Origin of the sequence: Campylobacter concisus, assembly GCF_001891085.1 — a bacterium.
Lineage (GTDB): Bacteria > Campylobacterota > Campylobacteria > Campylobacterales > Campylobacteraceae > Campylobacter_A > Campylobacter_A concisus_O.
The window spans coordinates 28,899-41,640 of the sequence record NZ_JXUP01000007.1; the positions used below are offsets into that span (position 1 = coordinate 28,899).

General features: G+C 40.8%; 18 protein-coding genes. All 18 read left to right on the forward strand.

The annotated features are described in order from the left end of the window. Positions 1-14: 14 nt before the first annotated feature. The 18 genes from TH67_RS07480 to TH67_RS07560 all read left to right on the forward strand — a co-directional run bounded on the left by TH67_RS07480 (position 15) and on the right by TH67_RS07560 (position 12,736). Positions 15-1,250: an anti-CBASS protein Acb1 family protein gene (locus TH67_RS07480; protein ID WP_072595035.1), complete on the forward strand. Its 1,236-nt coding sequence runs from the start codon at positions 15-17 to the stop codon at positions 1,248-1,250. Next, the gene (locus tag TH67_RS07485; protein ID WP_072595036.1) at positions 1,231-2,055 is read left to right on the forward strand and encodes a phage head morphogenesis protein; all 825 of its coding nucleotides are present in this window, start codon (positions 1,231-1,233) and stop codon (positions 2,053-2,055) included. The genes TH67_RS07480 and TH67_RS07485 overlap by 20 nt, the downstream gene beginning before the upstream one ends. Continuing rightward, positions 2,056-3,174, forward strand: coding sequence for a DUF2213 domain-containing protein (locus tag TH67_RS07490; protein WP_072595037.1), 1,119 nt, complete (start codon positions 2,056-2,058; stop codon positions 3,172-3,174). After that, positions 3,174-3,617 carry a structural cement protein Gp24 gene (locus tag TH67_RS07495; protein ID WP_072595038.1) on the forward strand — a complete coding sequence of 148 codons (444 nt, stop codon included), beginning with the start codon at positions 3,174-3,176 and terminating at the stop codon, positions 3,615-3,617. Before TH67_RS07490 ends, TH67_RS07495 begins: the two co-directional genes overlap by 1 nt. Position 3,618: 1 nt before the next feature. Beyond that, positions 3,619-4,566 carry a major capsid family protein gene (locus TH67_RS07500; protein ID WP_072595039.1) on the forward strand — a complete coding sequence of 316 codons (948 nt, stop codon included), beginning with the start codon at positions 3,619-3,621 and terminating at the stop codon, positions 4,564-4,566. A gap of 2 nt (positions 4,567-4,568) precedes the next feature. Then, positions 4,569-4,940 (forward strand): DUF4054 domain-containing protein, encoded by a 372-nt coding sequence (locus TH67_RS07505; RefSeq protein ID WP_072595040.1) that lies wholly within the window; start codon positions 4,569-4,571, stop codon positions 4,938-4,940. Then, positions 4,937-5,380, forward strand: coding sequence for a hypothetical protein (locus TH67_RS07510; protein WP_072595041.1), 444 nt, complete (start codon positions 4,937-4,939; stop codon positions 5,378-5,380). Before TH67_RS07505 ends, TH67_RS07510 begins: the two co-directional genes overlap by 4 nt. Then, positions 5,377-5,694 carry a hypothetical protein gene (locus TH67_RS07515; protein ID WP_072595042.1) on the forward strand — a complete coding sequence of 106 codons (318 nt, stop codon included), beginning with the start codon at positions 5,377-5,379 and terminating at the stop codon, positions 5,692-5,694. Before TH67_RS07510 ends, TH67_RS07515 begins: the two co-directional genes overlap by 4 nt. Next, a complete protein-coding gene (locus TH67_RS07520; RefSeq protein ID WP_072595043.1) occupies positions 5,681-6,124 on the forward strand; it encodes a phage neck terminator protein in 444 nt (147 codons plus the stop codon). Before TH67_RS07515 ends, TH67_RS07520 begins: the two co-directional genes overlap by 14 nt. Then, positions 6,121-7,626 (forward strand): DUF3383 domain-containing protein, encoded by a 1,506-nt coding sequence (locus tag TH67_RS07525; RefSeq protein ID WP_072595044.1) that lies wholly within the window; start codon positions 6,121-6,123, stop codon positions 7,624-7,626. Before TH67_RS07520 ends, TH67_RS07525 begins: the two co-directional genes overlap by 4 nt. Before the next feature lie 9 nt (positions 7,627-7,635). Continuing rightward, positions 7,636-8,070 (forward strand): phage protein, encoded by a 435-nt coding sequence (locus TH67_RS07530; RefSeq protein WP_072595045.1) that lies wholly within the window; start codon positions 7,636-7,638, stop codon positions 8,068-8,070. Continuing rightward, entirely contained in the window at positions 8,070-8,474 is a 405-nt protein-coding gene (locus TH67_RS07535; RefSeq protein WP_081370928.1) for a putative phage tail assembly chaperone, read from the forward strand. The genes TH67_RS07530 and TH67_RS07535 overlap by 1 nt, the downstream gene beginning before the upstream one ends. 26 nt (positions 8,475-8,500) lie before the next feature. After that, a complete protein-coding gene (locus tag TH67_RS10360; protein WP_162141877.1) occupies positions 8,501-8,638 on the forward strand; it encodes a hypothetical protein in 138 nt (45 codons plus the stop codon). 79 nt (positions 8,639-8,717) lie between these two features. After that, on the forward strand, positions 8,718-10,202 hold the full coding sequence (locus TH67_RS07540; RefSeq protein ID WP_072595046.1) for a hypothetical protein: 1,485 nt from the start codon (positions 8,718-8,720) through the stop codon (positions 10,200-10,202). After that, positions 10,202-10,897: a phage baseplate protein gene (locus TH67_RS07545; protein WP_072595047.1), complete on the forward strand. Its 696-nt coding sequence runs from the start codon at positions 10,202-10,204 to the stop codon at positions 10,895-10,897. The genes TH67_RS07540 and TH67_RS07545 overlap by 1 nt, the downstream gene beginning before the upstream one ends. Continuing rightward, positions 10,894-11,244: a phage baseplate plug family protein gene (locus TH67_RS07550; RefSeq protein ID WP_072595048.1), complete on the forward strand. Its 351-nt coding sequence runs from the start codon at positions 10,894-10,896 to the stop codon at positions 11,242-11,244. Before TH67_RS07545 ends, TH67_RS07550 begins: the two co-directional genes overlap by 4 nt. Further along, positions 11,241-12,071: a phage protein gene (locus TH67_RS07555; protein ID WP_072595049.1), complete on the forward strand. Its 831-nt coding sequence runs from the start codon at positions 11,241-11,243 to the stop codon at positions 12,069-12,071. Before TH67_RS07550 ends, TH67_RS07555 begins: the two co-directional genes overlap by 4 nt. Next, positions 12,068-12,736 carry a Gp138 family membrane-puncturing spike protein gene (locus TH67_RS07560; protein WP_072595050.1) on the forward strand — a complete coding sequence of 223 codons (669 nt, stop codon included), beginning with the start codon at positions 12,068-12,070 and terminating at the stop codon, positions 12,734-12,736. Before TH67_RS07555 ends, TH67_RS07560 begins: the two co-directional genes overlap by 4 nt. The last annotated feature ends 6 nt before the right edge of the window (positions 12,737-12,742 follow it).

Genomic DNA, 12,742 nt, shown 5'->3' on the forward strand with positions numbered 1-12,742 from the left:
TAAAAGGCGGAATAATGGGGCAAAAAATAACCGACAGCTTAGAAAACCTAGTAACGAAAATGGGGCAAATGACGGCGAATAGAGATTATACGCCATTATTAGTCACAAACACACAGCTTTTAAACGCTTATAACAATGGCTGGATAGCCAAACGCTACATTAAAAAGACCATAGGCGATATGTTAAAAATGGGGCGTGAAATCGACTGGGGGAATATAGACGAGGAACGCAAAAAAGAGTTTTTTAACGCTTGTGGGAAACTAGAAATCGACGGCATTATTAAAGACCTGCTTTTTAACGTTTTGCTTTACGGCGAGGCGGCAATATTAGCCGTAACGGATGCAAGCGAGGAAGCCTATCAATTACCATTAAGCCCCGATGAAACAATTAAACAATTTATCGTTTTTGGTAAAGGCGAATTTAAAGCAAGAAATGCAGAACACAAATTTAACCGACCTAGCCTTTATGATGTAAAGGGAGTTAAGACACACGTTAGCCGTCTTTGTGTAGTGCAAGGGGGAATAAAAAGCTACGGCGTAAAACAGCGTGAAAGCATAAGTGATATAGCCACTGCCCTAGACGTGATAAAAATGTTTGACACTATCACGCTAAGTGTTAGCGACTTGATCGAGGAGTGCAAAATAGATATTTATAGAATGCACGGATATAACGAGCAAATAGCAATGGGCAATGAGGGCGAGATACTAAAACGGCTAAGACTAATAAATGAAGCCAAAAGCTACACTAACGCAATAGCTATGGATATGGAGGACGACTACCTAACCAAAGAAAACAATTTAGCTGGAATAGCCGAGCTTTGGAGTAAGAGTTGTATAGTAGTAGCAGGCGCGCTAAATCGCCCTATTAGCATACTATTTGGCGAGGGTGCTGGTGGCTTTAGTAGTGGCGAGGAGGACAACCGAGCATATTATGAAACTATCAACGAATTACAAAACACCCTATTGCGCCCCGTTTATGATTTTATTGACCCTTTCCTTTTAGGCGAAAATTTAGAATACGATTTTTACAGTATCGACAGCTTAAACGATAAAGAAAAAGCCGAAATTTTAAACGTTAAAAGCACGGCATTAGGCAATTTATTAGATAAGGGCGTAATAACCGAAGCGATCATTTTAAAAGAGCTAAAAGACGAGGGGTTGATTAAAAACATAAGTGTAGAGGATATAAACGAAGCCGAGCTATTAGCCCAAAAGTTAGACGAGCCAGCCGATGAAACCGACCTTATCTGAATTATTTAACAAAAAACGCAATAAAGAGTTTAAGCCTGCTCAGCCTAGCAAGCGTGCAGAGGTTAAATATCGTAACGCCTTATTGCTATTAATAGCCTCTTTAAAAACGGCTTTATTAAAAAGGCTTAGAGCGTTTTTGCTTGGTAATCCTAGCGACGCCGAAATCATAGAACATACAACCCAAATACTAGACGGACTACGAAAAGCCGACACATTAGACTACGCCAAAAAGCTAAGCCGTGGTGTAGTTAGTGCAGTAAATGAAACCAACAAAGAGCGATTAATCCAAAACGTGCAAAAAGGCACTGATGTAGATTTAACCCCACTTGTGGGAGATACTGCCGTAAAAACAAAATTAGATGAATACATAGCCAAAAACGTGAGTTTGATAACCTCGGTTAAAAATGACTATTTAAATGACGTAGAAAAAGCGATAAGAGAGAGCTACCTACAAAACGGCAGGGCTGAAAATTTAGCCACGATCATACACGAACGCACGGGCGTAAGCAAAAGCAGAGCTAGGCTAATAGCTAGAGATCAAACGGCAAAAATCAACGCCGAATTAGATCAAGAACGAATGCAAGGGCTAGGCGTAAAGCTTTATATTTGGCAGACGGCGAAAGATGAAAGGGTAAGGCACACGCATGCGAATATGCAAGGCGTACTATGTCGTTTTGATGATGATAGCGTATATAGCAAGGACGGCGGCAAAACGTGGATAAAACGAGAAGCGGACAAGCCGAAATGTAAGCCCGGCGTTGATATACAATGCCGTTGTTTTGCAAAAGCAATCATAGGGGTATAAATGGATTTTAAGATAAACGATGACGGCTACATAATAACAAAAGCCAAAATGGCAAGTATTCAGCCTATGGAATACCTGGGCGAGGAAATAGGACGCACAAGCGGCAAGGTATATAAAGTTTTTCGGGATGAAAAAGAAGTTTTTAGCCCTGAAACAATAAAAAGCTTTGAGGGTAAGCCGCTAACGCTAACACACCCAGACGACGACGTAACCGCCAAGAACTGGAAAGATACTGCCATAGGACATATTCAAAACGTGCGCCGTGAGGGTGATTTTTTGGTAGGCGACGCATATATAAACGACGAAATAGCGATCAAAATAATAAAAGAACAAGGAATAAAGGAGGTAAGTTGCGGATATGACAGCAAACTAATCGAGCGTGATGGGAAAATTTGGCAAACGAATATAAGGGGCAATCATTTGGCAGTAGTAGCCGAGGGGCGAGCTGGCAAAGATTGTAAATTAGGTGATAGCAAAAGGATAAAAATGAAATTCATAAATAAATTAAAAGGCGCTTTGACAGCAGCCAAAAAGTTTAAAGACAACGACGAAGTTGGTAAAGAGAAAGTAGAGGAAGCTAACGAGGCTAATAATGAGCTAGTTGATCTTTTAGAGCAAGCATTAAGTGGAGCTGAGGAAGTAAGCACAAAACTAGACGAAACAACAGCAGAGCTTGAAAAAACAAAAACTGAGCTAGCAGATGTAAAAGCCAAAAGCGTAAAAGACGATGACGGCACGGACGAGAACGCAGAAATTGCCGAGCTAAAAGCTAAAATTGAAGCGTTGGAAAAAGAAAACGCCGAGCTAAAAGCAGAGATCGAGAAACTAAAAGGCGAGGCAGCTACAACCGAAGCCGTAACAGACGCTAAAGCAAATTTTAGCCACGTAAAACTAAGCGACGCTAAGAACGCTAGGGGCGTTTATGAGGCGGTTATCCTAGATAGTAAAGTATTTGAGGCTAGCGAACTCAAAAAGCTAAGCGATAGCGAGATACACGCTTTGTACCTAGGGCTAAAGGCGGCTAAAAGGACTAAAGACAACAGCGGCAGCGTGTTAGATAAATTTTACGACGCTAAGCCAAACAAAATTGATTTAAATAAAAAATTTGGAGGTAAATAATGGGCTATTTAGATAAAAGAGCTTTTGCAGGACAAGTAGCTAGAGCGGGCGAAAGTGCCGTAGTAGCGTTAGCTTATGTAAATAACGATACCGAGGTTATCCCTTTTGGCGTATTTGTGACTAGCAAGGACGGCGGCGTAGCCAAAGTAAGCAAAGCAACCGATCAGATTATGGGCGTTAGCCTTAAAATGGGGACTAAGAGCGAAAACAAGCCAAGCGAGGTTATGAGCGTTTTATCAATCTCTTATGGTAGTGAAGTTTGGGTACAAGGTAAAGAAAATCACGGCTTAGCAGTTGGCGACACTATCCAAGTAGAAGCAACAGCAGGCGCAGACGCTGGCAAGGTAGCTAAAGCGGCAACGCTAGCAGTGACAGCAGCTAAAGACAAATTTTACGTAACCGAAGTAAGCGGTAATCTTGTAAAACTAATGAGAAAGGAATAATATGAAACTAAGAGACGAGGAAATTTTAAGCCAGCTTGCGTCGGCAGCGGCTAGTTTTAACGAGGGCTTTAAAGAGCGTGAATATCCAGAAGTGCAACTAGCTAATTTTGTGCCTATTACACAAAAGGGCGACGAGAGCATAGACGCACTAGATTACGGCGAGATCGAAGGAACGCAAGATTTAGAAAACGGCTTAATTGATGAAAACACAACGTCACTAGAAACCGAGGGTTTAAACATTACAGCCAAAAAAGGACTATACCTAATATGGGCTAAGTCAGCGGTTTATACTAGCGAAGCAGTAGCTAGAGCTAAAAGGCTAGATATTGAGCTAGACACAGCAAACCTTAGCAACCTTGAGCGTATAGCACTTCTTACAATGCAAAAAACAGCGCTTGTCGGTCACGCAAAGATCGGTGCGGTGCAAGGCTTGCTAAATAACACTAGCGTAAAAGCAAAAGACCTAACAGCTGGTACGGCAATTAGTACAATGACTGGTGCAGAAGCTAGAGCGTTTTTCTTATCGCTAATTGAGTTTGGCTACAAGCAAAACGGCGGGCTACTAATTCCTAATACGATCGCAATCGACAGTGAAGACCTTATGGCACTAGCTAGCAAATATGATAACTCTATTAGCGCGGTAAATGGTGGCATAAACGCACTAACCGCTATTAAAGAGGCACTAAAACAAAGCACGGGTGTCGATGTTAATATCGTCGGCATACCTTTAGGCTTCGCACAAGGCTTAGGTGGTGGCAAGGGTAAAAACAGAGCCGTTGTATATACAAAGAGCGAGGACGTGCTAAGCACTGATTGGGCTTTATCGCCGACAGCAATGCAACCATTTCAAAGAAGCGTATTAAGCTGGGAAATCGCCGTTAAAGCTAAATTTACGGGCACATTAATTCGCCAGCTTGACAAAGTGGTTTACGTAAATTACAAGGCTTAATTATGACAGCAGCCGATTTTTTAAATAAATTCCCTGAATTTCAAGCGGTAGATGAAACACGCATAGAGCTAAGTTTAGATGAGGCGAGTTTGCAGGTTACCGAAAAAATATGGGGGCGTTTTTACGAAGTCGGCGTTTTACACTTAGCGGCTCACATTTTGGCAATGCAGGGGGCATTAAGCACGGAAGCTAATACCAGCCCCCAACCTCTGCGAGAAATAGGCAGTAAAACCGTAGGTAGCCTAAGCGTAAGCTATACAAGTGGGAAAACTGGCTTTGAGAGCGAAAGCGGAAGCTACTATTTAACCAAATACGGACAACGCTACCTAGAGCTTAAAAAGCTAGTAATTCCACATTTTGGGCTAGTTAGATGATCGAAAAACTAGAGGGCAAGATAACCGAGCTAAAAGGGCTTAGCGTAGTGGTAGGTGTAACCGCTAAAAGCAACGCTAGAAGCAACGAGCTAACCAACGCAGACTTAGCTATGATCCACGAGTTTGGCAGCCCCGCTCACAATATCCCAGAGCGCTCATTTTTGCGTAAGCCTTTGATAAACAATGCCGAGGCGGTGGCTAATTTGGCAAAAACCGCAATAGGAAAATTTATCGCAGGCGAAATATCAGCAGCAGAAGCGCTTGGAGTAATAGGCGAGGAAGCTAAGGGTATAAGCAAAGAGGCAATATCGGACGGCATAGCACCATCACTAAAAAAAGCAACAATTAGGCATAGAGCAAAGCTAAACAGACCAAGCACTAAGCCACTAATTGATACTGGAGAGCTACAAAGCTCAATAACATACGAGGTCAGAAAATGATAAACGTTAGCGAGTTAATAGAGGATAGTGATTTTTGCCAAGTTATCAAAAGGGGCGATGACGAGTTTAAGGCGGTGGTGCAGTTTTTGAGTAATGACGAAATGCAAAGGTTGCCAGAGGGAGAAAGATACAAAGAAGCGGTTAGGATAGATACAAAATTTAACCTAAATTTGCAAGATGTAATCACTTATAAGGGCGTAAATTACCGCATTATCAATATACAAGATTGGAGCGAATATGGATACAAAAACTTTGCAGGCGTTAGATTTGACGGGCTTGAAAGTTTTGATAGCCAAGGCTTTGAACGTAAATGAAAGCCTAGTGCGTGATAGCTACTCCAAAACGCTAAATGATAAGACGGCATATTTAACGCTTCATTTGCTAACTAGCACGCAAAAAGGGCGTGAGTATAAATTTATCGAGGGCGAAAAAGAGGTTATCACTTCAACACGTGAAGCCGTGGTTAGCGTAAATGCTTTTGGCAAAAATGCGAACTTCATAATCGAAAAATTAAACACCCTTTTTTATTCTAGCGAGTGCTTAAAAGAGCTTAAGATTTTAGGATTAGGGCTGGTAACGATTAGTCCTATTAGGAACTTAAGCCAAATAGTAGGCGGTGGCGTAGAGGAGCGAGCTAGTATAGATTTGACGCTAAGCTACATAAATAGAGTGGAAGTTTCTCAAAACGAGATTAAAAAAGCCGAGATTAAAACGGCAGATTTTGGCATAAAGGTAAATAGATGAGTTTAACAATAAAAAGGATAGTAAATATCCAGCTAAACGAACAAGGGCAGATCGCAAAGAATAGAGATTTTAGCGTAATAGCTATTTTAAGCGATGATTGGTGCGAGGCTTTCGATGATGTAAATACAAGATTTGTAAGTATCGCTAGTGCAAACGACGCCGCCCTAAATTTTGGCAGTGAAAGCAGAGTAACCAAGGCGGCAAAAGCTATTTTTAGCGTGAGCGGTGTAAAAAAGGCGATCGTTGCTAAGTGGGTAAAAGAGAACAAGACAACACAAGCAACGGCAAACGAACTAAGAGGCTCGGCGCTAAACGTAGGAATAAATAAGTTAAAGGCTATCGCAAGCGGAAGCTTTAAGCTAAACGTAGGCGGAGTGGATAAAGTTTATACAAATTTGGATTTTAGCTCTTGTGTAGATTTTGAGGCGGTGGCTACAAAACTAACAGCGGCGATTAGCAAAGACGGAATAAAGGCGGTATATGACGCAGAGGGCAACCGCTTTATTATTAGAGCGGCAACCGCTGGCAAAAATGACAACACAAGGCTGGGCTTTTTTGAAAAAGCGGATAATGGCGACTTTATAGGTGTGCTTTTAAATTTAGTTAGTGGCAAGAGCGATATTTACGTAGGCAAAGATAGTGTAACGCAGAAAAAAGAGAGCCTAAGCGAGGCGTTAGATAAATTATTCAACGCAACACAAGGCTTTTACGGCGTTTATTCGTCAGCTATTTTGGCAGACGAGGAAGTAGCAGAGCTTAACGAGTGGATCACTTCAGCACAAAACCCAAGCGTAGTAGGCTATACGATCACACGCAAGGCACAGCTTGAAAGTGTGAATACAAACGTGATAAAAAAAATAGCCGACAAAGACAGCGGTCGCTTTTTTGCAACATACAACAACACGGGCGACGAACACGCAGGCGCTGAATTGCTAGCAAAAGCATTAAGCACTAATTGGGAGGGATCAAACACAGCCCAAACAATGAAGTTTAAAAACCTAAAAACGGCTGGCACCGATGAAACAATCACGCTAAATTTAGCCGAGAAGTGCGACAAATTAGGCGTAAATTATTATACTGATTATGACGGCGTAAGCATGATAGCCGAGGGTGTGGCTTTAGGCGGTAAATTTATCGATGAAGTTGTAGGGCTTGACGCTTTTAATAACCGCACACAAATAGCAGTATTTAACGTGCTAAAAGGTGCTAAGAAAGTGCCACAAACCGACAAGGGACAAGTAAGACTAATAGCAGCAGTTAAGCAAGTTTGCGAGCAGTTTGTTAAAAATGGCTTTATCGCTCCAGGACAATGGCGTGGTGACCCAGTTGGCACACTAGAAAGTGGCGATTACTTGGATTTAGGCTATTACGTTTACAGCCCTAGCTACACCGAGCAACTACAAGCAGATAGGGAAGCTAGAAAATCAGTGCCTATCAATGTGGCTATTAAGCTAGCTGGTGCAATACATAGCGTAGATATTTTGATTAATTACAACAGATAAGGGGCTAAAATGGCAAGATACCAACACGATACGATCGTTTTATATTTAAACGGCTATGAAATAACTGCTTATGCAGACGGAAGCGATGTAATAAGTATAGAAAACGCAGCGGACGCAGGAGCTTATACAATAGGTGCAAATGGCAGAGGGGTGTTTGTGGGAAGTTGCAACCAAAGCGGCACGCTAACTCTGAAACTTCTACAACACAGCGAGGATTGTAAATTTTTGCAAGACCTTTACAACCTACAGCGGAGCGACTTTAAAAAAGATAATCTTTTAACACTAGAATTTAAAGACACACTAAACGGCGATGAATTAAGCGGAATAAATGGTTTTTTTGTAAGCGATGGCGGCTTTAAGAGGGGCGACGCTCACAACCCAACCGAGTTTAAAATTGCCTTTGAAAGAATAAACAAACGCCTAGAAAATGGAGCTGGAAACTAATGCAAACATACGAGCTAATGATAAATGAAAACAAATACGTTTTAAGAAGTGCAAATTTCTTTGAAACAAAAACGCAGTTGCAAAGCCTTTTAGGATTAGCCAAGGACGCTATTAAAATGCAAGGCGAGGATGTAAATATAGATGTAGGGCAAATTATCGCTAATATAGGCAGTGCGGCGTTTAGTGGAGTTGAGAATTTTATTTTAAAATACGCTAGCGTGATAAATGCAGAGGGTGGCGAAATACTATTAAGAAATATGAGCCAAGCCGAAACACATTTTAATGCCAACAGAGGCGATTACGCACAGCTTATTTTAGAGGGGTTAAAATACCATTTTTTAGACTTCTTACCCGCTGGGGCAAAATCCTTAACGGGTATAACAGCCTACCTAAACAAGGCGTAAAAAGCGAGTTTGATATAGATTATTTGGTGTGGCTACCGATCATAAAGGGTTATGCCACACTAAACGACCTACGCACTATTTACGACCTAGAGGACGCAATAGCAATGCACGAGGTTATTATCGAGCTACTAAATGAGGAGCGCCGAGCCTTGGAAAAGCAATAAAGCTCACTCCTCTATTTCTACACACAAGCCGAAAAATCAACTCAAAAATACTCTAATATGCCCCTTAAAAGGATATATAGTGCTATTAGATGAATTTCTTTACAAAATCGGATTTGATGTTGATAGTGGCAAGATAAAGCAGATAGAGCAAGGGCTAAAAAATATCTCTAGCCTAGCCAAACAAACAGCCCAGCCCATAAGCGACGCCGTAAAAGCTGGCATGGAAAGAAATGCCGAGCTAATAGCAAAACTAGAACAAGCCAAAAATAAAGGCGTAGAGTGGTGTGAGGAAGCTAGAGGGCAAGCCGAGGAACTCACCACTAGTTTTCACAAAGTAGCAGAAGCAGAGGAAAAGGTCGGCGAAAAAGCAAAAGAAGCAGCGAAAGAAACGAAAAAGCTAACCGAAAAAAAGCCAGCTATCAATTTAAAACAAGAGCTAAGCAATATAAGAAGCAAATTTATACTAATAGGCGCAGCAGCAACAGCGGCTAGTGGCTTAATAGCTAATTATTTAACCGTGCCACTTCAAAATATCCAAGAATTAGCTAAACAAAAGAATAAACTATTTGATATAACCCAAGCGGAAATAGATCAGGCGAAAGAATACCAAGATAGGCTAAAAGATACAAAAACCGCAATGCAGTCTATCACTACCCAAGTAGCATTAAAATTAATCCCAGTAGTTAATCAAAGCCTAAAAGGTTTTAACAACTTTCTAAAAGCAAATAAGGCTTTAGTGGTTGAGGGGCTAACTAATGTCTTTAAGTGGATTTTGAAGCTAGGGCAAGTCTTTACAAATACGTTTAGATTTTTAAATAAAGTAATAAGTAGCACGATAGGCTGGAAAGCTGCGCTATTAATTCTTGTCGGTGTTTTAGCGGTCGTCAAGCGTGCAATGCTAGCGGCATTTTTAACCAACCCTATCGCCTGGGTAATTATGCTAATAGGCGGTCTTATTTTACTAATTGATGATCTAATGACCTATTTAGACGGAGGCGAAAGTTTATTCGGCGACTACTGGAAGCCGTTTATCGAGTGGGGCAAAAAAGCCATTGCGTTATATAAAGAAATCGAACCAACAATAAAAGAAGTTTGGGGCTTCGTGGTTAATTTTATAACCGAAAGCGTAAATGTGATAATTGGCGTATTTAAAATGCTATATGGCATTTTTACGGGCGACTGGGAGTTGATAAAGCAAGGTTTCAAAGAAGTTGGTGACGCTATCCTTAAGGCGTTTGAAGTACCATTTAAATGGATTAAAAACCAATATGACGAGTACATAGCCCCGATTATAAACGCCGTTAAAAATTTTGATATAGGGCAAACCGCTAGCGATATGTGGGAAAGCACAAAAAGCTTTTTAGGCTTTGGTAACGATACGCCAAAAGCGGCGCTAGCTACGCAATACGCAGATAACAATAGATCAGTGCAATACCACGGCGGAACGGCAACGACTACAATAAACGTAAACACAAATAACCCACAAATGGCTAAGCAAATAATAAATAATAGGCAAAAAAGCGACCTAGCATTTACCCAAGCTAATTTAAGAGGTGGCTATTAATGATTGAAGTAACAAGCCGTAAGATAGGCACGTTTAGATTAGATGCAACCGAGCAAGAAAATAATAAAAGCACACTACGCACTACCAAAAATCCGATAGAAAGTGGGGCAAATGTAGCCGATCACGCCGTGCTAGAGCCGAAGCAAATAACAATCAAGGGCAAAATAGTAGCCTATGAGCCACCTAGCTTTACGCAATTTGACGAGATTATGCAAGTAGTCCGTTTTAACTTGCCATATATAAAAACCGCTCATCGCTTCACTCAAAAGGCATACAAACTCTACAACAATGTAAAGCATATAAAAAACGAGGCAATGCGATACGCTAGGATTTTTGGTATTGATAAAAAAATACGCGAAATAGCTCCCTTTTTAACCGACGGAAAAGAAAATAAAGATAACAGCACCTCCAAAAATAGACTACAAAGCCTATACGAAAAGCTTTTAGAAGTGCAAAAGAGCGGCGAGTTTTTGATCGTGACAACTGGATTAAAAACATATAGGAATATGTTAATCACAAGTATTGAAGTAACCACTGAAAGCGATCTTTACGCTGACGTTACGCTCACGCTCGAGGAGATTTTTGTCGTTGAAACAAAAACGGCTAAAGGGCTAAACGTAGGTAAAAGAGGTGTAAATTTAGGCAAGACCGAGCCAAAACTAAAAAAATCAAGCCTTTTAAAGGATATATTTTGATTTACGAGATAATGACGACGACCGAGCTAAAACAAACGCAAAATTTTAATATATTCGGCATGGAGCTAGAACTAACCCTTAAATATAACGAGGTTGGCGCAGTTTGGCAATATGATTTAACCGATCTAAACACAAATAAAATTTTAGCTTTTAATAAGGGTTTAGCGGTTAATGCACCAAGTCTTATTAATAAGAACCTACCTTTTGTTTTTATGCTAGTTGATACCACGAAAAGCGGCGTTAATTGTGTTTATTTTAGCGAGTTAGGCGAACGCTTGAAGCTTTATGCTGTCGATAAAAAAGAGTTTAACGCAGCGATGAGTGAGATAGCAAAGGATAGGACGTGAGACAATATGGCAGGCGGTATCGCTTAGAAATAGGCAATAATAAACAAAGCATAGTAATAGATAATCTCGCTATAAGCTTTAACATTGAAAAGACGATAAGCGAAGAGCCGAATACTAGCAAAATAGAAATTTATAACCTAAACGCCAACAACCGCAACCAAATAGCGAATAAGATTTTTAACCAAGTGAAATTATTTGCTGGCTACGACGAACCAAGATTAATTTTTGCAGGGCAAATAACGCAGGCTTATACCAGCCGCAATGATTTGGATTTTATAACGCATATTGAGTGCGGCGACGGACAAAATGACTATTCAAAATCTAGGGTATACACGACGCTAAAAGCTGGCGTAAAGGATAGCGACGTAGTAAATATGTGCGTTAAAGCAATGTCAAGCTCAAAACAAGGCGTGGTAGATTTGCCAAAAGATAAAGCTTTGCCAAGATGTAAAGTATTAAGTGGCGATATAAAGGATTATTTAAAACACGTAGCCAAAAACAACGACGCTAACTGGCATATATTAGACGGTAATTTAAACATTTTACCAAAGAATAAAATTATCAACGATAGCGAGGGCTTTGTTTTGAGTGAAAAAACTGGCTTGATTAACAGCCCAGAAAAGACCGACGATGGGCTAAGGGTCACGTGTTTATTAAACCCTAAATTAAATATCGGCTCTCTCGTACGAATACAATCAATTCTAAGCGAATATGACGGCGATTATAAGATAACTAAGCTAACGCATAGTGGCGATTTTCTAAACGATACGTGGCAAACAGAATTAATCGCAATAAATGGAAAATTTAACAAAGTAGAGAAAAAATGAACGATCCAAATTTAACGCAGATTTTTGATAGCGGATTATTAAGTTTTGAGGCAGGGGTACATACGGCGCTACCTGCTAAGGTGCTTAAATTTAATGCAGGTGACAATACGGTGCAAGTCGAGCTAATGATAAACGAGCTAAAACGTGACGGCGTAAGCGTGCCATTACCGCCGATAGACGATGTGCCAGTACAATTTTTTAGGGGTGGCGATTTTGTAATCACTACGCCGATAAGAAAGGGTGATCACGGACTTTGTATATTTGCTGAGCGTTGCATTGACGGCTGGTTTGCTAGTGCTAGCAAGGGCGAGCCGTTAGATTTTAGGCTACACGACTACTCGGACGGCTTCTTTTTAACTGGCTTTAGCCCTCGCCCCTTAGCGGTTAAAGATGTAGATTTAGACGGCGTTTGCATGCGAACACTAAGCAAAAGCACCTATCTAAAACTATCCGAGGGAAAAATCATAATCAAGGGTAATATAGAACAGACGGGCGACTATAAACAAATAGGAAATAAAAATCTAGTTGGCAATTTTTCACAAGTCGAGGGCGATAGCGTAAGTAGTGGCACAATTACCGCCAAAGATATGATAGGTAGTGGCGTAAGTTTAAAACACCATACACATGGCGGCGATAGCGGCGGTACAACTACACAACCAAACTAAGGGGCA